Origin of the sequence: Dialister sp. (assembly GCF_047832375.1) — a bacterium.
GTDB lineage: Bacteria > Bacillota > Negativicutes > Veillonellales > Dialisteraceae > Dialister.
Map to the genome: position 1 here is coordinate 1,488,511 of NZ_CP181256.1, position 21,621 is coordinate 1,510,131.

General features: G+C 54.7%; 15 protein-coding genes and 1 tRNA gene. 1 reads left to right on the top strand and 15 read right to left on the bottom strand.

Annotated elements, in window-relative coordinates; genetic code table 11:
• Window positions 1–1,532: 1,532 nt before the first annotated feature.
• The 11 genes from ACFWUL_RS05960 to ACFWUL_RS06010 all read right to left on the bottom strand — a co-directional run bounded on the left by ACFWUL_RS05960 (window position 1,533) and on the right by ACFWUL_RS06010 (window position 15,125).
• Window positions 1,533–1,904, bottom strand: coding sequence for a hypothetical protein (locus ACFWUL_RS05960; protein WP_297041833.1), 372 nt, complete (start codon window positions 1,902–1,904; stop codon window positions 1,533–1,535).
• 396 nt (window positions 1,905–2,300) lie between these two features.
• Window positions 2,301–3,902 (bottom strand): DAK2 domain-containing protein, encoded by a 1,602-nt coding sequence (locus tag ACFWUL_RS05965; RefSeq protein ID WP_416176700.1) that lies wholly within the window; start codon window positions 3,900–3,902, stop codon window positions 2,301–2,303.
• Window positions 3,903–3,916: 14 nt separating this feature from the next.
• Window positions 3,917–4,390, bottom strand: coding sequence for a DegV family protein (locus ACFWUL_RS05970; RefSeq protein ID WP_416176701.1), 474 nt, complete (start codon window positions 4,388–4,390; stop codon window positions 3,917–3,919).
• Entirely contained in the window at window positions 4,353–4,751 is a 399-nt protein-coding gene (locus tag ACFWUL_RS05975) for a DegV family protein (protein ID WP_416176702.1), read from the bottom strand. Before ACFWUL_RS05975 ends, ACFWUL_RS05970 begins: the two co-directional genes overlap by 38 nt.
• A gap of 19 nt (window positions 4,752–4,770) precedes the next feature.
• Window positions 4,771–5,163 carry a hypothetical protein gene (locus tag ACFWUL_RS05980; protein WP_297021961.1) on the bottom strand — a complete coding sequence of 131 codons (393 nt, stop codon included), beginning with the start codon at window positions 5,161–5,163 and terminating at the stop codon, window positions 4,771–4,773.
• A gap of 1,510 nt (window positions 5,164–6,673) precedes the next feature.
• Window positions 6,674–9,028, bottom strand: a complete 2,355-nt coding sequence (locus tag ACFWUL_RS05985) for an endonuclease MutS2 (protein WP_416176703.1) — start codon at window positions 9,026–9,028, stop codon at window positions 6,674–6,676.
• The gene (locus tag ACFWUL_RS05990; RefSeq protein ID WP_416176704.1) at window positions 9,028–11,442 is read right to left on the bottom strand and encodes a DUF3656 domain-containing U32 family peptidase; all 2,415 of its coding nucleotides are present in this window, start codon (window positions 11,440–11,442) and stop codon (window positions 9,028–9,030) included. Before ACFWUL_RS05990 ends, ACFWUL_RS05985 begins: the two co-directional genes overlap by 1 nt.
• 1,738 nt (window positions 11,443–13,180) lie before the next feature.
• Entirely contained in the window at window positions 13,181–13,684 is a 504-nt protein-coding gene (locus ACFWUL_RS05995) for a cob(I)yrinic acid a,c-diamide adenosyltransferase (RefSeq protein WP_297022587.1), read from the bottom strand.
• Window positions 13,685–13,694: 10 nt separating this feature from the next.
• Window positions 13,695–14,114 (bottom strand): nucleoside-diphosphate kinase, encoded by a 420-nt coding sequence (ndk, locus tag ACFWUL_RS06000; RefSeq protein WP_296096527.1) that lies wholly within the window; start codon window positions 14,112–14,114, stop codon window positions 13,695–13,697.
• An 18-nt stretch (window positions 14,115–14,132) separates the two neighbouring features.
• Window positions 14,133–14,993, bottom strand: a complete 861-nt coding sequence (gene htpX / locus ACFWUL_RS06005) for a zinc metalloprotease HtpX (protein ID WP_416176705.1) — start codon at window positions 14,991–14,993, stop codon at window positions 14,133–14,135.
• A gap of 55 nt (window positions 14,994–15,048) precedes the next feature.
• Window positions 15,049–15,125: transfer RNA gene (locus ACFWUL_RS06010), tRNA-Pro, on the bottom strand.
• A 111-nt stretch (window positions 15,126–15,236) separates the two neighbouring features.
• Between ACFWUL_RS06010 and ACFWUL_RS06015 the strand changes: the two genes are divergently transcribed.
• A complete protein-coding gene (locus ACFWUL_RS06015; RefSeq protein WP_416176706.1) occupies window positions 15,237–16,727 on the top strand; it encodes an ISNCY family transposase in 1,491 nt (496 codons plus the stop codon).
• Window positions 16,728–17,111: 384 nt separating this feature from the next.
• Here ACFWUL_RS06015 and ACFWUL_RS06020 read toward each other — a convergent pair whose 3' ends face one another.
• The 4 genes from ACFWUL_RS06020 to ACFWUL_RS06035 all read right to left on the bottom strand — a co-directional run bounded on the left by ACFWUL_RS06020 (window position 17,112) and on the right by ACFWUL_RS06035 (window position 21,619).
• On the bottom strand, window positions 17,112–17,984 hold the full coding sequence (locus ACFWUL_RS06020; RefSeq protein WP_416176707.1) for an NAD(+)/NADH kinase: 873 nt from the start codon (window positions 17,982–17,984) through the stop codon (window positions 17,112–17,114).
• A 278-nt stretch (window positions 17,985–18,262) separates the two neighbouring features.
• Entirely contained in the window at window positions 18,263–19,111 is an 849-nt protein-coding gene (locus tag ACFWUL_RS06025; protein WP_416176708.1) for a TlyA family RNA methyltransferase, read from the bottom strand.
• A 296-nt stretch (window positions 19,112–19,407) separates the two neighbouring features.
• Entirely contained in the window at window positions 19,408–20,286 is an 879-nt protein-coding gene (locus tag ACFWUL_RS06030; protein ID WP_297022576.1) for a polyprenyl synthetase family protein, read from the bottom strand.
• A 388-nt stretch (window positions 20,287–20,674) separates the two neighbouring features.
• Complete coding sequence (locus ACFWUL_RS06035; protein ID WP_416176709.1) at window positions 20,675–21,619, bottom strand: glycoprotease; 945 nt, start codon at window positions 21,617–21,619, stop codon at window positions 20,675–20,677.
• Between the last annotated feature and the right edge of the window lie 2 nt (window positions 21,620–21,621).

Consider the following 21,621-nt stretch of genomic DNA (forward strand, 5'->3'; position numbering starts at 1 on the left):
CCAAATCGGATAACTATTTTATACAGGAATTATGAAATTTTTATGAAAATTGTGGACATCGGGAGAACGGCGTGTGAACGGGCGGGGGCTTTGAGCCTTCAGCCTTCAGCCTTGAGCTGGACAGGCCCCTTGGGCCGGATGACAGGTGGCTGGGTTTTCGGCCACAATGGCGGGGGCTTCCAGCTTCTAGCGGCTAGCTTTCAGGAAAGCCGGTCAGCCAGCGGCGCATCCATCCCATCTGTACCCATGAATCCATCCTGCGGCTTTGCCGCGCCCCTTCTCTAAGGGGCTGCATGTTTGGGGATGTCTCACAAGGAGCGTCAACCCTTCGATCGAGGCTTTCGGTAAGCAAGTGCCCCCTTAGAGATGGAGGTCCTGCATAGGACCTCCAAGTTTGGCCTGAATACAAAAGGCGCTTAGCCTGCCCATCAAAGCGCCTTCCTTTTAGGCCAAACGGGGGCAGGCCAAAGGCCAGGGGATGGATGCGCCGCAGGCTGATTCTATGCGGCGCCAGCCGCGAATGAGTAGTCCCCCTTTTTCAAAGGGGGATGTCACGAAGTGACAGAGGGATTCTGGTGGGTCTGCAGCGAAGCCGCGGGGCCTCAATTCTTCAAAAAACGTCACAGTCATTTACCAGAGAGATCTCTCGACTCATCGAACCTGTAGCTATTCTTATCAGTAGAATCACTTAGCATTCTTCCTCCGCTCGAGATGACGGTTTGGTGGTAGTGTCACATCGTGCGGTGAAACCACTGAGGGGCAGCCTCCTTCCCTGGGAAGGCGAGGTGTCCTGCATAGGACCCTCGAGCCGGGCCCAAGTTGATCGGCCAGCCGCCAAAAGGAAAGCGCTTTGATGTGCAGCAAAAGCGCCAACTTGCGGCTGGCTTGCAGGTCCTATGCAGGACCTGCACACCTTTACTGCACATTAAAGCGCCTTCCTTTCAGGGCCCGGCGGTGGCGCCGAAGGCGACGGAGGTTAGCTGATGGATGCGCCGCAGGCTGATTCTTTGCGGCGGAGCCGCTGATTCCCCTTATGCCCCCGGTGCGAAGCACCCACAACCTGGTTGGCGAGCGCAGCGATGCCAACCCACCACCCTTATGAACCATCCACCGGTCTGGGGCATCAGTCATCCCGCATATCCCGCGGCGAAAGCCGCTGGCGTGTATCATAAGGCGGCGCTATATGAATTGTGCGCCGCCACCACCCCCTCAGCCACCTCAGCCACTTTTCACCGTCCCATGGCGTTGTAACCCCGTCACAGTCATTTACCAGGGAGATCTCTCGACTCATCGTAGCTGTAGCTATTCTTGACTGCAGCATCACTACTCCGCTTACCACCGCTCGAGATGACGGGGTATGGGTAGTGTCGATTGGAATGGCGACGAAGTTGCGAATGTACTCGATGTCGATCTCGGCCTCGATCTCACAAGTGCCTCCCCCTCAGCCACCTCAGCCACCTTAGCCACCTGGTGTTAGCACGACGTCCAGCCATATAACTTAAAAAGCAGCGCCCAAGGGCGCCGCTTTTCCATCAGTTCGTCTTGATATCTCCCTGGTCCCTTGTTTCCGCTCCTTCGGCGGGGCTGGGGTAGAAGTACATGATCCGGTCCGGGCGGAACATGTTGGTTGCCAGCCGTTTGGCGAGGATCGGGGTCATGGCCTGTTCGAAGTCCACCACGTCTCTTGGGGAAAGGATAGTGTCTTCCACCAGTACGATGATCACCGGGTTCACTTCCGGTGCGTTTTCCGGTACTTCGCTCCGGTCCAGGGGAATGCTGAATATGAGCCGTACGGTGGCCACATACTGTTCTTTGTAATCAAAAATCGTACCGCGGTACGTATTTTCCCAGAGTGTCCGCATCAGGTCGATGCGGTAGGGATCCTGTTTCAGTTCATCTGCCATACAAATAACCTCCCATGGGAGCTTACAGCTCCTTAATGTATCAGTATTATTGTACCCCAAGGGCCGGGTAAGGGGAAGAGGGAGGATAGGAAACGATTGGAGTCACCTGGAGCGGGGCTGCTAGCTCCTAGCTTCTAGCTTCTAGGAAAACTAATCTGCCTACGGCATGAAAAAGCAGCCGAAGGGGCATAGCTGAAGCGCCGCAGGCTTATGAGCTTTCCTAGCTGCTAGCAGCTAACAGCTAGAAGCCCCCGCCCGTTCGTACGCACCCCCATCCACACAAGCGCCGCAGGCTGACCAGCTCAAGGCTGAAGGCTCAAGACCCCGCCCCCCCAGTGCCTCCAACCGTTCCCATAGAAAAAAGCCCGGGATTTCTTCCCGAGCTCTCTTATCCGCTTATTCCGCAGAAATGAACATGGGGTACAGGGGCTGTCCGCCGTCGTACATTTCGAAGGTCAGATCGGGGTATTTCTTTTCTGCCTTGTCCAGTTCTTTCCGGCAGTCCTCTTCGGAGAGGTCTTTGCCGTAGTACACGGTGACGATTTCCGTATCTTCCGTGGTAATGATGTCCAGCACCTTTTCAAAGCAGGTGGTGAAGTCTTTTTCCGCCACCACTTCGTGGTTCCTGGTGAGGCCCATGAAGTCGTCTTTGTGAATCACCGACTTGCCTACCACGCTGTCCCTGACAGCGGTGGTAATCATGGCGGAGGTGATGTCTCCCATCCGTTCTGTCATGGCAGTGAGGTTATCTTCGATGGTATTCTCTTCGGAGAATGCCATGGCTGCTGCCAGGCCTTCCATGGGGTTCGTGGAGGGAACGATGTGGACTTTTTCACCCAGCATTTTCTTCAGCTGTTGGGCAGCAAGGAGGATGTTCTTGTTGTTCGGGAGGATGATGTATTTTTCATACTGCCCGTTGTCCATGCCCTGGTTCAGTTCCTGCACCGAGGGGTTCATGGACTGGCCACCGGAAACCACGTCGGCTCCCAGTTTTTTGAAGAGTTCTGTCCAGCCGTCACCGGAAACGACGGTGAGGATGCCCAGGGGTTTCTTGGCCATTTTCTGCTGTTTTTCTTTGTTCCTATGGAACTGGTCCACCATGTTGTCGCACTTGATATCGTGGAGAGTGCCCCAGTCGGCAGCCATGTCGAGGACGTGGCCCGGGCGCTGGGCGTGGATGTGGACCTTTACGAGGTTATCCCCTTCGGCAACGATCATGGATTCGCCCCAGGGGGACAGTTTCTTTCTGACTTCCTTCGCCCTGATCTTGCAGGGGCTGATGATGAATTCCGTGCAGTAAGGATATTCGATGGAGAATGTTTCGCCCTTCGCTTCCAGACGGCTGATGACGGGTTTCACGTCCACCTTTACGTCTTCCACTTTGCCGGTAAGGCCGTTCAGGCAGCCCATGAGGAAGAAAATGAGTCCCTGGCCGCCGGCATCGACTACGTTGGCGTCCTTCAGGATCTGGAGCTGTTCCGGAGTCTTTGCCAGGGCTTCATTGCCGCAGCGGATGGAGGCTTCTAAAATTTTGGAGAAATCGGTCTCTGTACGGATGATTTCTCTTGTACCCTTGGCAATGCCCCGGGCTACGGAAAGGATGGTGCCTTCCACCGGTTTGGTGACTGCCCGGTAGGCATAGAGGATGCCGTACTGGAAGGCTTTGCTCATCTGTCCGCAGGAAGCGGTCTTCTTGCCGTGGAGTCCCCGGCTGATGCCGTGGATGATCTGGGACAGGATGACGCCGGAATTGCCCCGAGCCCCCATGATGGCACCGGCAGCCGCCTTTTCCGCCAGGATGCCTACGGGCTGGTCCGGCTTTTCATCGGCCACCATGCTGTACATGGATTTCAGGGTATTCAGCATGTTGTTTCCCGTATCCCCATCGGGCACAGGGAATACGTTCAGCTGGTTGATGATTTCGTATTTTTTCTGGAACAGCTGGTACGCGCCGATCAGCATGTTCTTGAAGCGAACCCCATCAATAATATTATACATGTTCTACTCCCCCATTATTTGGCACTTTCAAATATAATTCCCGTCAGGCCAGGCCCCAGATAAGATGCCAGAACAGGGGTCCCGGTGGAAAGGGTGACTTCGATGTCCGGATATTCTTCCTGCACCCGGGCCTGGAGGGCTTTCCCGCCCTCTTCGTTTTCTATATGGACGATGCCGATCCGCTTGCACGGGGAATTGGCGTGGAGGTAGTCAATCATGGCGGCGGTGGCTTTCTTGCCCGTCCGCACTTTGGCCAGTACGTCCACTTCATTCTTGTCGTTCAGGAAAATGACCGGCTTGATTTTCAGGATGCTGCCGATGAGGCCGGCGGCTTTACCGATGCGGCCGCCCCGGCGCAGATAGTCCAGCGTGTCCACGGTGAAGGTGGTTCTCAGGTTCTCTGCCGATTTCTCGAGGGCTTTGCTGATTTCTTCAAAAGAAAGGCCCTGGTCAATGAAATCCAGTGCATCTTCCAGGATTTCCATCATACCGATGGCGGTGGTCCTGGGAATTGATGACGGTAATGTTCTTCCGTCCGCTCTGCCGCGCGGCAAGAACGGCGCCGTTGTAGGTGCCGCTGACGCCGGAAGTAATGCAGATCACGATAATGGGGTCTTCCTTCGGAATGGTTTCAAACATCTTCAGGAAATCCCCGGTACTGGGCTGGCTGGTAGGAACCGCCTTCTTCGTGCTTTCGGAATAGTCGATGACCTGTTCAATGGTGGCTTCGTATTCCGGCACGTACTCCCCTTTCACGGAAATGAAGAGGGGAATCACATGTACATTGGCATGGTCTTCCAGAAATTTCTTCGGAACCGCTGCCGTACTGTCTACTACTATCTGAATCATGGGTGAGCGTCCTTCCTTGTTATTTTTGTTCTTTCGCTTTTCTTTCTGCCTTCCGGGCAGCTTTCCTTTCGGCGAATTCCTTCAGGAGCTGCTGGTAGTCATCTTCGTCGTAGCCGTTGGTAGCAAGGATGTATTCTTTAATTTTCTTCCGCTGCAGGGCCACGTTCATGGCAGAAAGTTCGAAGGGATCCAGGGAAATCCGGGCAAGCATTTCGCCGGTGGAAGAGTACCCCACAATACCCTCCCCCAAGAGGTCCACCAGCTTTTCTCTCTTCACAGATTCGCAGAAGGTGCGGAAAAACTTCTCCGCCTCTTTGATCATACGGTCACGAATCCGCTTGTATTCTTCCGCTTTATCCGCAGGAATCCGGAATCCATCGACTTCTACATATTTATTGGGTAAGTTAAACATAGTATCACCTGTTGATTTTATATTTATCCACTATATCTAAGTGTATCGCCCAAGAGAGTTTTGGTCAAGTTTAATCGGTCAATTATGTAGAAAAGATAGGAGATCGAGGGAAATAGGGCCGGAGTCCCTGACAGTGAGGAGTGAGGAGTTAGGAGTGCGGAGTGGTGGTGCGCCGCATCAGAATACTATGGCGGCGCAGAGTTTGTATTCAGCGGCTTTACCGCGGATGTCCTGCGGCTGGATGCCGTGTGAACGGATGGGGCCTTGGGCCTTCAGCCTTGAGCCTTGAGCCTTGAGCTGGACAGGCCCTGCGGGAGAATTAGATTTAGTGGCCAGGCCTAGGTCTAGGTGGACAGGCCCTGTGGACCGGTCCCATCAGTTTTCATCAGCTATCCTCAGCCCCGTGGGCAGCTCCTTCCCCAGGAAGGAGCCTCGTGCTGAGGCAATTGCACGATTTGGGGGATAGAGCCATCAAGAACCCATCTGCGGCTTCGCCGCGAATCGTTAGCCTCCTTCCTTGGGAAGGAGGTGGCTGCGAAGCAGACGGAGGTTAGCTATTGGGTGCGCCGCAAGCTGAATTCGCGGCGCCAGCCGCTATCAGGCAGTCCCCCTTTCTCAAAGGCAGCAGTCCTGCAGAGGACTGCTGAGCCAGGCCTATATTGGCGCCTTTACTGCACACTAAGGCGCCTTCCTTTTGTGGCCTGGCCGGAGGATGTCACGAAGTGACAGAGGGATTCTGGTGGGTTTGCGGCGAAGCCGCGAGACCGGGGCTCTCAACTCTCTTTCCTCAACTTTTTCTTTGAACCCCCGTCGTAGCCATTTACAAGGGAGATCTCTCGACTCCTCGTAGCTGTAGCTCAAGAATAGATTTGAGAGTTGAGTGAAGAGAGTTGAGATCCAGCAGCTTCGCTGCAATCAAGTATCATAAGGCGGCGCTATATGAATTGTGCGCCGCCACCTTCCCTTCAGTCACCTCAGACACCTTAGTCCCCTCAGCCACTTTCCCCTGCCCCATAGCGTTGTAACACCGTCATAGTCATTTACGAGAGAGATCTCTCGACTCATCGTAGCTGTAGCTATTCTTATCAGTAGAGACACTTAGCATGCTGCCACCGCTCGAGATGACGTTAAAGAGGAAGAGTCAGATTGTGCGGTGAAACCGCGAATCGTTAGTCTCCTTCCTCGGAAGGCGGGGGTGCTTCGGCCGGGCTCTAAGGTGCTCGCTTAGTGTGCAGGAACGGCTCGCAAAAGAGCCCGGCTTGGGCATCCTCTGCAGGATGCCCACAGAGGACCCTCGAGCCGGGCCCAAGTTGGTGCCTTTACTGCACACTAAGGCACCTTCCTTTCGGGGCCCGGCGGTGGCACCGTAGGCGACAGAGGTTAGCTGATGGGTGCGCCGCAGGCTAATCACCTCGATCTCGGCCTCGACCTCGATCTCATTTAGACAGAGGGATTCTGACGGGATTGCGGCAAAGCCGCGGGGCCGGGGCTCTCAATTCTCAACTCTTTTTCAGAAATACACTTCCGTCACGCCGGCTCCTCCGTTGGCGGGGTCTGCTTCGTGGAATTCGGTGACGAAGTTCAGGGTGCGCAGGTAGTCCTGTACTCCCCGCCGGAGGCTGCCGGTGCCTTTGCCGTGGATGATGCGGACCGGGGAGACGCCGGCCATGAAGCATTCGTTCAGGAACCGGTCCACTTCCGGGATGGCCTCGTCCACCGTTTTCCCGATGATATTGAGTTCCGTATGGACGGCGGTCACAGAGCGGGTCATGGGCGCCTTTTTATGGGCATAGGGGTTCTTGAATGTTTCTTTCTTCGGTTTCACCGCTTTGAAGAGGTGGTCCGGCGTCACTTTCACCTGGATGAGTCCGCAGCGGACGGTGACCTGATTCCGGCTCACGCTGACGATGGATCCTTCGCTTTCGATGGTGTCGATGTAGACCCAGGTGCCTTTCTTGATATCTTCCTTCGGCAGCGGGTCCCGCCGGTTTTCTTTGCCTGGCACGGCAATGCCGTTCACCCGGCCCCGGACTTCGGAGATCTTGTCTCCCAGTTTTTCCCTGGACAGGGCGCTGGCACTCTTTTTCAGGTCTTTGATGATGGATTCCGACTGCACCCGGAGGTCCCGTTTCATGGATTCCGCTTCTTCCCGGGCTTTTTCGAGGATACGGTCTTTCCGCTGATAGAATTCATCCCGGGCGGACTCGAGCTGGTTCTTCAGCTGTTCCGCCTGGGTGAGGGTCTTCATGGTTTCCTCTTTTTCTTTGGCGATTTCCCGGCTCTGCCGGTTCAGCCGTTCCATGACTTCGTCCATGTTATGGAGGGGCGATTCGTTCTTCAGCTGGATGGCCCGGCCCAGGATGACGTCGGGCATGCCGAAGCGGCGGCAGATGTTGAAGGCGTTGCTGTTTCCCGCTACGCCGATGATGAGGCGGTACGTGGGGGCCAGTGTCTTTTCATCAAATTCCACGAAGGCATTCTGGATGCCCCGGGTTTCATAGGCCAGTTTCTTCATTTCGCTGAAATGGGAGGTAATGATGGCAGGAGCCCCCTTCATTTGGAGGTATTCCGTCACCGACTGGGCCAGGGCCGCCCCTTCTACGGGGTCCGTACCGGATCCCAGTTCGTCCAGCAGCACCAGGTCCTTCTCTCCCACCGTGGGCAGGAAGGAAACGAGCTGGGTAATGTAGCTGGAGAAGGTGGACAGGTTGTCCTGGATGCTCTGCTCATCGCCGATGATGGCATAAATATGGTCGTACACCGGAAGGGAGGAGCCCTCGGCCGCCGGAATGAAGAGGCCCGACTGGTTCATGAGGGAAAGGAGGCCCGCCGTCTTGATGGCAATGGTTTTGCCGCCGGCGTTGGAGCCGGTGATGATGAGGATGTTAAATGTCTTTCCCAGGGTCATGGATACCGGAACCACCTTGTCTTCCGGAATCAGGGGGTGCCTGGCTTTCCGGAGGTCCAGCACCTGCCCCTTAGAGCGGACGGCTTTCACGGCCTTCATGGAAAGGGCAAGCCGGGCCCGGGCGAAGATGAATTCCAGTTCCGTAGCCAGGTGGCAGTTGTTCCTCGTCACTTCCACGGTCTTCTTCACTTCTTCCGTGAGGTCCCGGAGGATTTCCTGGATTTCCTGCTTTTCCGCCGCCGTCATTTCGGCCAGGTCATTGTTCAGTTCCACTGATACCATGGGTTCCATGAACAGGGTCTGCCCCGTGGAGGACCGGTCATGGACGATGCCGGAAAATTTATACCGGTACTCTTCCTTCACCGGCACCACGTAGCGGCCGTTCCGCTGGGTGATGATGGCATCCTGCAGGTAAGGGGCCATGTCCTTGTCCTGGAGGATGTGCTGGAAGGACCGGCGGATGCGGGACTTCACAGTCTCCTTCTGGGTCCGGATGCGGGAGAGCTTCAAAGAGGCACTGTCCTTCACTTCCCCGTGGTCGTCAAAGACCCGGTGAATCCGGTCGATGAGGCTGTCCTGGGGCACAATGAGGGCGGAGAGCTCTTCCAGTGCCGGGTACATGAGGTGCTTTTCCCCTTCGAAGTAGTGGTGCATCTTCTTGTAGGTGTCCAGGGAGTTCGCCAGGTCCAGGAATTCCCTGGCCGAAAGGGTGCTGTCCTTTTCCGCCTTCTTCAGAAGGGGCCGGATGTCGTAGGTCTCCCCCAGGGGCGTGGTGATTTCCTTTTCCAGGAGCACCGAAGCTTCATCGGTTTCTTCAAGGCTCTTTTCCACCACCTCCGGCACATAGGAGGGCGTCAGGTGGAGGGCCCGTTCCTTCGAGAGCGTGGAGGGCGAAAGGTCCGCCAGTTTTTCCCGAATCTTATCAAATTCCAGTATTTCCAGTATATCTTTTTCCATTACATGACTCCTTTGAAGAAGTGGCCCCTCGTCACGTCCCGTTCTTCGTCCGGTGAGGGCGCCGGCGTTCTGCCTTCCAGTATGTCTATCGTTTCACGAACCAGGGGTTCTATATTTCTATCTTCGCTGCGCAGGTCCATGACGAGCCCCGTGAGGCCACTCTTCACAAGGCGGTCCATATAGGGCAGCATGGAAAGGACGCTGCTGTTTAAAATGTGCATGTGGCACCATTCATCGGTCCTTACAGGGAAACGGCGTCCCTTTTCGTCTTCCAGGAAATAGCGGCGCTCCATGCAGTAACCGGGACAGTGGTTCTTGTCCACCTCTCCCATGGCGGCGTTGATGGCGCAGTATTCGGACACCATCATTTCCGTGCGGCCGTATACGAGGGCCCACAGGGGAATGGAGGATGCCCTCGCCATGTCCCGGATCTGGGGCAGCGTGGCCTCTTCGGACACCATGGCACCGCTGATACCCCAGCTCTCCACTTCATGGATGGCGGGGCTGTTGAACAGGTTGAAGGAGGTGCCGGCGATAAGGGGGATGGAAATCCCCTTTTCTTTGAGCACTTCCAGCACACCCGGATATTCCGCCATAAGGCCGTCAGGGCCAAGGGCTGCCAGTTCTTCGATGATCCGGTCTTCCTTCTCCCGGTTCTTTTCCCGTACCACCCGGGGCAGGGCGAAATAAAGGGCGCATCCCTTTTCTCCGGCAAAGAACAGGGCTTTTTCGTAGTCCCCCTTCCGAAGAGGCCGGTGGTCGTAGGATTCGCCGCCGAAAATAAAGGACCGGGCGCCGCCATTGTATCCCTCTTCCAGCTGGGAGAGGGTATTGGTACGGACGATGATATGGGCCTTTCCCCCATCCGGGAGCCGGGCCTTCGTGAAGGGATGGAATGTGACCTTACCCTGGGCCGGGATGGCTGCTTCCTCCCCCTCCGCCCGAAGGGCCGTCATCTTTTCTACCGCTTCCTGGCGCATATGGTTCAGGAGGCTCTTCGGCACCATGCAGCCCTCATTTCGGATGTCCGCTGAAGCCAGGGTGTACCAGGTATTTCCCAGGCGGGCGAGCTGCTTTCTGATATCCTCCTCCGAGGTCACCCGGGATTCTGCCTTCTCCGCCACATACTCCGAGGAAAGGGAGACTTCATGGTCTTCATCGTCCCCTGCGGTAAGGGCGAGGGGCTTTCCGGGTACCGCGCGGAACCGGATATGGAGGGGAATCTTGTGGCCCAGGTCCTTCATGGAAAGGGGACGCTCCTCCTTTTCCATGACCCAGTACACATGGCCCCTCTCTTCGGGCCGCTCTTTCCAGAAAACTTTATAGGACCCATCCCTTTGTTTCTTCACATCGGAAGCAGGAACAAAGGCCATGGTCTTTTTCTTCGTGTCATAGGAAAGGCCGGCCACTTTTCCTTCCGGAAGGGGGAAGGACGGACGGAACAGGAAAAAGGTCCCCCGTACGCTGTCCACTTCCCCTGCGTCCACGCCGTGATTTCCCGGAGCCAGGGCGGTAATCATATGGCCGCCGATGTGGTCATCCAGATAATAGGACGCGTAGCCCCGGTTGAATTCCTTTTCCAGGGAAAGAACCAGAGGTTCCGTATCCATGGACACGCCCGCCTCAGCGGCGTCGATGGCCTTCCGATAGAGGGATACCGTATTGTACACGTATTCCGGGCTCTTCATGCGGCCTTCCACCTTCAGGGACGCAACGCCGGCCTTGAGGAAATCGGAAATACGGCGGATGCCAATCATATCCTTCAGGGAAAGAATGTAATCCCCCCTGTGGTTCCAAACTTTATGATTCTCATCCACCAGGTGGTAAGGCATGCGGCAGGGCTGGGCACAGGCGCCCCGATTGCCGCTGCGGCCGCCGATAAAGCTGGACATGAGGCACTGGCCGGAGTAGCACACACAGAGGGCCCCATGGACGAAGACTTCGATTTCTACCCCCGCCTTATCCACAATATTTTTGATTTCCGGGAGCGACAGTTCCCTGGACAGCACCACCCGCTGGAATCCCTGGGACTTCATGAACAGGGCGCCGTCCAGGTTGGAAATGGTCATCTGGGTGCTGGCATGGAGCGGAATGGACGGCGCCAGCTGCCGTACGAGCGACACGACACCGAAATCCTGCAGGAGGAGACCATCGATGGGAAGGGACTCCAGGAAAGAAAGGTATTCCCGGAGGGCCCCCATTTCCACGTCGCCGATGAGGGTATTCAGGGTCACGTACACCGCCGCCCCGTGGAGATGGGCTTCCCGGACGGCATCTTTCAGTTCGTCATTGGAGAAATTCCCCGCAAACTTTCGGGCACTGAAGAGTTTGCCTCCAAGGTAAACCGCATCAGCCCCGGCGTCCAGGGCCGCTCTCAAATGAATCGGTGATCCGGCGGGTGCCAGTAATTCCATGATGTACCTCCTGTGGTAAAAAAGAGCGAGATTGAGATTGAGATCGAGGGGAATAGCGCCTTTGGCGCTGAGACCGAGACTGAGATCGAGATCGAGGGGATAGGGCCGAAAGCCCTGAAAAATGAGGAGTGAGGAGTGGTGGTGCGCCGCGTCAGAAATAATGGCGGCGCAAGTTTATATTTTGCTTACCGCTATCCGCTGACAGCTTACCGGGAAGCAGCTGCTTTGCGTCAGAAAATCAGCGAAACAGAAATCGGCTCCAGGTAAGGCATTTCCCATCATGCAACCCCTTAGAGAAGGGACGCCAAAGCCGTATACAGCGAAATGTGATAAACCAACAGCCACATCCTCTGCTTCGCAGATTCCGCCTCTCCGAGGCGGATCCATCCCAGCCCTTTGGGCTGCCCCCTTCTCTAAGGGGGCACGGGTTGGCGGGCAGAGTCACCGAAGCGAAATAATCACTCCATGTAAGAAAATCCGTACCCATGCAGGCCCTTAGAGAAGGGCCGCGGCAAAGCCGCAGAATGGATTGCCGTAGCCGTTAACGACTATAAAGACGCATCCTCTGCTTCGCAGAACCCGCCTCTCCGAGGCGGATCCATCCCCGCCCTTTGGGCTGCCCCCCTTCTCCAAGGGGGCACGCTTTTAACGGTTGCCTCGACAGAAGGGTCAACGTTCCATGTGAGACATTCCCTGCCCATGCAGGCCCTTGGAGAAGGGCCGCGGCAAAGCCGCAGGATGGATTGATGGAAATAGGATGAGACCCCCCTGCTCCCCAGGTCCCGCCTCTACGAGGCGGATCCATCCCCCGCCTTTTGGGCTGCCCCCTTCTCTAAGGGGGCACGCTTTTAACGGTTGCCTCGATAGAAGGGTTAACGTTCCATGTGAGCTATCCCACACCCATGCAGGCCCTTAGAGAAGGGCCGCGGCAAAGCCGCAGGATGGATTGCCGTAGCCGTTAACGACTATAAAGACGCATCCTCTGCTTCGCAGAACCCGCTTCTCCGAGGCGGATCCATCCCCCGCCCTTTGGGATGCCCCCTTCTCTAAGGGGGCACGGGTTAACGAATAGGGTCTCTGGAATGTAATTACCAATCCATGTGAGACAACCCATACCCATGCAGGCCCTTGGAGAAGGGCCGCGGCAAAGCCGCAGGATGGATTGCCGTAACCGTTAACGACTATAAAGACGCATCCTCTGCTTCGCAGAACCCGCCTCTCCGAGGCGGATCCATCCCCCGGCCTTTGGCCTGCCGCCGTTTGGCCTATAAGGAAGGCGCTTTTATGGGCAGGCTAAGCGCCTTTTGTATTCAGGCCAAACTTGGAAGTCCTCTGTGGGCATCCTGCAGAGGATGCCCAAGCCGGGCTCATCAGCAAGCATAACCTGCACATTAAGCGAGCACCTTAGAGCCCGGCCGAAGCACTTCCATCTCCAAGGGGGCACGCTTTTAACGGTTGCCTCGATAGAAGGGTTAACGTTCCATGTGAGCTATCCCACACCCATGCAGGCCCTTAGAGAAGGGCCGCGGCAAAGCCGCAGGATGGATGCGGCGCAGCCGCGGAGACTCAATTCTCTTTCCTCAAATCTCAATTCTCTTTCCTCAAATCTCAAATCTCAATTCTCTTTCCTCAAATCTCAATTCAAATCTCAATTCTATTTTTTAGCAATCCCAATCATTATAGAATAAAAAAGGGAGACATTCAATGTCTTGAATATCTCCCAAAAGATCGAAATGAATTATTTCACTTCAGCCTCGTAGCGGGCCAGGGTGAAGCAGAGGTCCGAGAGCCGGTTCAGGTAGCGGATGTCCACTTCGTGAACGTCTTCAGTCTCGGCGAGACGCCACATGTCTCTTTCAGCCCGGCGCACCACGGTGCGGGCTACGTCGAGGAAGGAAGAGCTCTGGGTGTCTCCGGGAACCAGGAAATGGTCCAGGGGCGTCAGGGACTCGGTGTACTTGTCGATGATGTGTTCCAGGTTTGTTACATGGTCTGCCGTAATGTTCGGTTCCTTGCCCTGGCTTGCCACATCAGCCATGAGAAGCCACAGTTCCTTCTGAAGTTTATAAATCGTTTCTTTCACATTGTCATGAACTGCAAAAGCACGGGCTTCGCCCAGAACGGAATCAGCTTCATCCACGGTGCCGTATGTTTCGACACGGAGACTTCCCTTGGATACCCTTTCACCGGTGTAGAGGCTTGTTTTGCCCTTATCGCCGGTACGTGTATATACCTTTGCCATGACAGTCACCTTATTTCTTCAATTCAGGGAACCAGAGAGCAATTTCTCTTGCTGCTGTTTCCGGAGCATCAGAAGCGTGTACTACGTTTTCATCGATGGAGGTAGCGAAGTCGCCGCGGATGGATCCCGGTACGGCTTCCAGGGGGTTCGTAGCGCCGTTGATCTGACGAACTGCTGCTACTGCATTTTCGCCTTCGATAACCATAGCCAGTACAGGACCGGAGGTGATGAAGTCGATGAGAGCCTTGAAGAAGCCTTTGCCCTTATGTTCAGCGTAGTGTTCTTCAGCCAGTTCAACAGGAACCTGGATCATTTTGATTGCATGGATGGACAGGCCTTTTCTTTCGAAACGGGAAATCACTTCGCCGCAGATGTGTTTCTTCACGCCGTCCGGTTTTACGAGTACAAGAGTTTTCTGAATGTCAGCCATAAATATGACCCTCCTTAATTAAGAATGCATTTTTGCTGCAATTTCACGCAGCTTTTCCACACGCTCCTCCGTGGAAGGATGCGTTGAGAACAGGTTCGCCATACCGCCGGCTCCCGCCAGTGGATTGATAATGAAAAGGCCTTCCGTAGCCGGTGTGGCATTGGCCATGACCCGATGATGGGCATAAGCGTCCAGTTTCAAAAGGGCATTGGCCAGGGCCAGGGGCTTTCCGGAAATCTCAGCACCCGTAGCGTCGGCCATGAATTCCCGGGACCGGGACAGGGCCAGCTGGATCAGGGTAGCCGCCAGGGGGGCCACTACGATGGTCACGAGAAGGGCAATGGGATTGGACCGGTTGCCATCTTCATCACGGGCGCCGCCGAAAAAGGCGGCCCACTGGGCAATATTGGCGATATAGCTGATAGCTGTTGCAATGGAAGCAGCCAGCGTCATAATCAGTGTATCACGATGGCGGATATGTGACAACTCATGACTTAAAACTCCTGCCAGTTCATCCCGGTTAAGCATGGAAAGGATACCCTCCGTCACTGCCACGGCAGCGTGGTTTTCATTTCTCCCGGTGGCAAAGGCATTCGGTACTTCCGTAGGAATCACGTAGAGCCTTGGCATGGGCATGTGGGCTTTCGTGGTCAGTTCCCGGACCAGTTCGAAGAGTTCCGGCACATCCTTTTCAGAAAGAGGCTGGGCATTGTAGGCATTGAGCGCCATCTTGTCACAGTTCCAGTAGGTGTAGAAGTTAATGCCAAAGGAAATAAGAAGCATGGTGAGCGCCCCGCTGCGGCCGCCGACCACGCCGCCGATGGCCATGAGAATGACACTGAGCAGTGTCAGCAGGATCACCGATTTGACTCTGTTCAATTGAAAGACCTCACTTTATCAATAGAAAAAAATGAATGTGTGAAAATAAAAAAAGTGGTCGGAACGACATGATTCGAACATGCGACCTCTACCACCCCAAGGTAGCGCTCTACCAAACTGAGCTACGTCCCGACATCGGTTACAAGTAATAGGATACACAATTCAGCCTGAATTGTCAAGTGATATGATAAAAAATATGTAAATTGTATAAACCACAAGTGATATTGTCTCAAGTAACCACAAATGAAAATGTCCCAGTCATGGTATAATCTCATCACAATCTTAACGCAAGTGATGGGAGGAATTTTTATCAGAAAGGTTGAATTAACGATGGACGAGCAGTTCAAATATGAAACAATCAAATCTCTTGTTAATCATCCAGATGGCAACAAGCTCGCAGCAGCTGTCCGGCTGGGGTGCACTGTCCGCACCGTGAACCGGTTAATCCTGCGCTATCGTCAGGAAGGTAAAGCAGCATTTGTCCACGAGAACAGGGGTAGACAGCCCGTAACAACACTTCCAGCCTCACTCAGAGAAAAAATTGTGGCCCTTTACCAGAATGAGTACTATGGCGCCAATTTTACCCACTTTACCGAACTTCTGGACAGACATGAGAATATCCATGTCTCCGTTTCCTCTGTAGCCTCCATTCTTGAGGCAGCCTTTATTCTCTCTCCTAAGGCTACACGGGCCAAAAGAAAACGGATCAGGAGAAAATTGGAAGCAATGAAAAGCAACACGAAATCCAAGAAAAAGCAGATGGAAATACAAGTCAATCTTGTGGCTGCTGAAGATGCCCACAGCCGGCGTCCACGGCATGCTTACTTTGGGGAACAGCTGCAGGGTGATGCCACTCCATATGAATGGGTCCCCGGGAAGATCTGGCATCTCCACCTCTTCATTGATGATGCTACTGGCATCGTGACTGGCGGCTATTTTGACACCCAGGAGACCCTGAACGGCTATTACCATGTCCTCTGGCAGACTCTCAAAGATTACGGAATCCCTGTGGAAATCTTCACGGATAAACGCACTGTGTTCATTTACAAACAAAAAGGATCCCCGTCCATCGACGAGGATACCTATACGCAGTTCGGTTACGCTTGCAGGCAACTGGGGATACACCTTGAGTCAAGCAGCGTACCACAGGCCAAAGGCCGGGTTGAGCGGCTCAATGAGACGCTGCAGTCGCGCCTGCCGATTGAGCTGAGACAGGCAGGCATCACGACTATTGCAGACGCCAATGAATTCCTCAAGTCCTACCTAAAAGAATTCAATGCGAAGTTTGCACTTCCCCCCAATAGTACCAAATCAGCTTTTGTGACGCAACCGTCAGATGAGAGGATCAACCTGATACTGGCTGTACTTACAGGCCGTACGGTAGACAGAGGCCACTGCATCCGTTTCCAGCGTCAGTACTATCGTATGCTTGATTCAGAAGGCCATCAGGTGCATTATGCCAGCGGAACCAAAGTACTAGTCATACGGGCTTTCAACGGCGAACTCTACTGCAGTGTTAACGATACCAGTATCTACGCGCTGGAAGCCATCCCTTTGCGCCAGAAGAAATCTCCTGAGCTTGATGCTGACTATACCAAACCAAAGCCTCAGAAACACTGGATTCCACCGATGAGTCACCCATGGAAGCAGGCATCTTTCCGTCATTACGTCCTTACAAGACCGCATCATTCCAGACAAGATCCAGAAGAACTTGCATCGCGTAACATATTTTAGTAACATACTGGCCTAACCACTCAAAATAGCCCCACTATTGCGGGGCTATTAAATGACAATTCTCGGGACATTTTCAAAAATGCTTGACAGTGATATGATAAAAAATATGTAAATTGACAGTTGTTCCTGCACAAAAGTGAATAGAGAAGGTGGCTGAAGGGTAACGCCTGACGGCGAAGTGGCTGAGGGGTAATGGCCTGCGGCCAAGGGGGTGGTGTGCCGCGTCAATTCATATAGCGGCACGAGTTTGTATTTCGCGGCAAAGCCGCTGAATCAATATTCTGCGGCGCTATTTAATTTGTGCGCCGCACCTCCCCCTCGGGCGCAGCCCGTTACCCTTGAGCCACCTCGCCGAAGGCGTCCCCCATCAGCCACTTTTTCCCATCAATTTTCCACAATTTTCCTCACCAGTTTCCTTGTGACGGTACCGAAGAAATCCTGGTCCCTGAAACGGATGAACCGGAGAGGCTTGTGAATAGCCCGGATACGGAGCCGGTCTTTGTTACTGAAAGCATAGCTGCAGGCACCATCTAAAGAAATCATGAGAGACTTCTCCCGCTCCGGCGCCGTGATTTCCACGAGGTCACTGTCCTTCAATACCATGGAAAACCGCTGCAGCGTATGGGTGCAGACCGGAACCACGATGATTTCCTTTGCCGAAGGCCCCAGCACAGGACCACCGCAGGAAAGGGAATAGCCGGTGGAACCGGTGGGCGTGGAAATGATGAGTCCGTCGGCGGCGTATTCCTGGATGAAATGGTGGTTAATGGAAAGGCGGATCCTCGCCAGCTGGCCAATGGCACTGTGCCCCACCACCACATCATTCAGCACGTCCGGCAGGTTTTCTTCTTTCCCATCCTCCCTCACCAGAGTGGCCGACAGGAACAGCCTCGATTCTACCTCAAATTCCCCACGGAAAATGAGGGCCAGCCGTTCATCCAGTTCGCCGCAGGTGATGGAATTCAGGAATCCCAGTTCCCCCAGGTGTACGCCGGCCATGAGAACCGGATAATTGCGGAACGTCCTTGCCGCCCCAAGAAAAGAGCCGTCACCGCCTACGGAGAAAATGATATTCCTGTTTCCCAGCTCCCCTATGGTCTCAAACTTCCCGTTCCCAAAGCCCAGGGACGTGAGCCCCTCCTTCATGGACAGGGGAAAAGCATAGTCCATGCCCTTTGCCTCCAGGGCGCCGCAGAGCTTCTGCAGGCATTCCTTTAAATTCTCTTTTCCCAGATTCGGATAAATCCCAAAATTCATGCTATGTACCTTTCAATGTAATGTGATAAGTGGCCTCTACATACGGATGTATGGGGCTAAGGGTGGCAGGTGAATCTCGCTTCGTTCATTCACCGGGTTGCAGGCGCTTCGCACCGAGGCATAAGGCCGGTTCACCGCCGAAGGCGGCTAATGTACCTTATGCCCCCGCTTCCACGAGCGCAGCGATGTGGAAGCCACAACCCGGTCAAGCAAGCGCAGCACGGCTTGACCCACAACCCTTATGCCCCCTTCACAGGCATGGATGATCAGCTGGCGGACTATTCAATCGGCCGAAGGCCGCTGCCCTTTAATCCCTCATGGGCTTCTTCCACCACCCGGCGGATATCCTCTTCCCTCAGGGCCGTTTCCGGCTCATCATACCGCATCCAGCCGAGGAATTCAATATTTCCCGAGCCTCCCTTGATTGGTGAGTACGTGAGGCCCCAGCAGTGGAGCCCTTCCTCCTCAAAAGCCGCCAAGGTATCGGCGATCACTTCCTCGTGGACCTTGGGGTCCTTCACGATGCCCCCTTTGCCCACTTTTTCCCGTCCTGCTTCGAACTGGGGCTTAATGAGAATCACCAGGTCCCCTTCCTTCTTCAGGATGGAATGGACGGCGGGAATGATTTTTGTTACGGAAATAAAGGACACATCGGTGGAAATGAAATCCACCGGCTCCCCCAGCATGTTCTCGGTGACCACCTTGATATTGGTCTTTTCCATATTCACCACCTGGGGATTGGAACGGAGCTTCCAGTCCAGCTGGTTCGTACCCACATCGATGGCAAAGACCTTCGCCGCCCCGTGCTGGAGAGCGCAGTCCGTGAATCCACCGGTGGACGCGCCGATGTCCGCCATCACCTTCCCTTTGAGGTCGATGCCGAAGGTGGAAATAGCCTTTTCCAGCTTGTAGCCGCCCCGGCCTACATAGGGCATGACGTGGCCCTTGATGCGGAGCCTGGCATCCACAGGCACCTTCGTCCCCGCTTTATCGACGGGCACATCATTCACAAGAATGATGCCCTCCATAATGTGGCGCTTCGCATTCTCCCGGCTCTCAAAAAATCCCTGCTCCACCAGGAGCACGTCCAGCCGTTCTTTCTTTACTTTTACTTTCTGGTTTGACATAGGATACCTCCTGATGGAAATAAATAAGCCATATCATTAAAGATGAAATGTATGCACACGCTTATAAAAGTGGCGCAGGTGGCTCAGGTGGCTCAAGGGGAACGGGCTTCGCCCGAAGGGCAGGTGTGCCGCTTCCATTCATTTAGCGGCACAAGTATTATATGCAGCGGCGAAGCCGCAATATATAAAATTCTCGGCGCTTTCTAAATTTGATGCGCCGCACCTTCCCCTCCGCCACTTTAGTCACCTTAGCCACCTTCCTCCTCTGGATGGAGGCATTACCCTTGAGTCACCTTTTACTTTTTCCTGTTCACCATCAAATCCACCAGTTCACAGAGCACATCCGCAGGACGGGAGAGGTGGTGCAGTACTTCTTTTGCCTTACCTGCTTCTTCTTCCGCATAATGCTGGGCTTTATCGACACCCAGGATGGTGACGAAGGTGGATTTATGGTCTTTTTCGTCCTGCCCAGGCATTTTCCCCATTTCTTCCAGGTTTCCCTTTTCGTCTAAGAGATCGTCGGTGATCTGGAAAAGGAGTCCCAGGTGGGAAGCAAAGTCGGAAAGAGCTTTCCTGTCTTCCTCACCGGCCCCTGCCAGGACCGCCGCCATTTCTACGGGCGCCTTAAGGAGGCAGCCGGTTTTGGAAGCGTCCAGGATTTTCAGCTCCTCCAGGGAAAGGTCCCGGTTTTCCGACTCCATATCGTGGGCCTGGCCTCCCACCATGCCCGCGGGGCCGGCGGCCCTGGCGGCAATGGAAATGAGCTTCGCCCTGATTGCCGGAGGGATATGGGAATCTTCCGCCAGGAGCTGGAAAGCGAAGGTCAAAAGGCCATCCCCCGCCTGGGTGGCCATGCCGGCGCCGAAGACCTTATGGTTCGTCAGCCGGCCCCGGCGGTAATCATCGTTATCCATGGCCGGCAGGTCATCGTGGATGAGGGAATAGGTATGGATGCACTCCAGGGCGCAGGCAGCGTCCACATAGGGAGCGCTGTCCTTCCCCAGGACCTCCAGCACCGCGAGGAGAAGGAAGGGGCGGATCCGCTTCCCTCCTGCCAGGAGGCTGTAGTTCATGGCATCGTAAAGGGTCTTATGCTCCTTCCTGTCCGGCACCAGCAGTTCCCCCAGCCGGCGATTGATGATTTCCTGTTTTTCCTTCAGCATTTCCCGAATCATGGGATTCTATCTCCTTTAGAATAAGTTAACATTTGCCCAAACATTGATATGGGGCTAAGGGTGGTGGGTGAACTGCGCTTCGCTCGTCCACCGGGTTGTGGGTGCTTCGCACCGGGGGCATAAGGTGCATTAGCGGCTTCACCGCTACCCTTTAATAAGCTGCCGCAGGCGGCGTTACTAAGGTTTCCCCTTCCTCTTAAGCGCAGCGGCCCAACCCGGTTGACGAGCGCAGCGACGTCAACCTGCCACCCCAGGGGAAAGCGACTCACTGCGTTCTCGGTCGCCTAAAGGCTCCCTGCGAAAGCAGTTCGCTGCGCACCGGTCGGGCCAGCGCAGCGCCGCCCGACCCACAACCCTTACGAACCTTCCACAGGCTTGGGCAAACTGCTTACCGACTACCTTCATGCCTCATATACGCTCCGAAAGCATTGCCTGTAGCATTATCACTGCTCACTTCCGGCGATGCAAAGAAAGGCTCCAGATGGAGGGAGCGAAGAATTTCATCCAATCTCTTCCGGAGGTATCGGTTAGCCAGGACCCCGCCCACTGCGATGAAGGGCATGCCTTCTTCGAAGGGGATGGTGCGGAGTTCCTTATCCAGGGCTTTCCCGATATGTTCGAGGACCCCTTCTGCTATGTCTTCTTTTCTGTATTTCCCGGTTTGGATATCCCGCTCCACTTTTGTCTCAGGCCCGGAGAAGCTGAAGGCCCCTTTCACGGAGGACCGGGGAATATGGTAAGTACTGCTGCCGGAGAGGGCCAGTTTTTCCAGTTCCCTGCCGCAGGGGAAGGAAAGGCCCAGGGATACCCCCACCCGGTCGATGAACTGGCCGGCGGTGATATCCTTCGAATCCATGAGGGTCTGAATATCCATGACCTCCCCCTTCCAGGAAGCCTTAAGTACGTCCATGGTACCGCCGGACATGTGAATCATGTAGAATGGTTTTCCCCACAGGGAAGGCGCCTTCACCATGGCTGCCATGGCATGGTTTTCCTGGTGGCTGAATTCATAGACCGGTACATGGAGCACGGAGGACAGGTTATACGCCGCCCCTTTGCCAACAAGAAAGGCGGGCATATACGAATCTGCCCGCCTCCGTGGAAAAGAAGATACTCCGATTCCATCAATGTCCTGCAGAAGAGGAGATAATTCCTGCAGGATCCGGGGAAGATTTCTCGTATGCTGGAATACCATATTGGACTGGGACAGCCCGCGGCTTCCCTGTTTCACAGACAGTACGATCCGTTCTTCTCCCAGAATCTTTCCGGAAGAGTCATAGACTGCTGCACTGGTGGTGTAGCAGCTGGTATCTATTCCAAGAAATCTTGCCATGG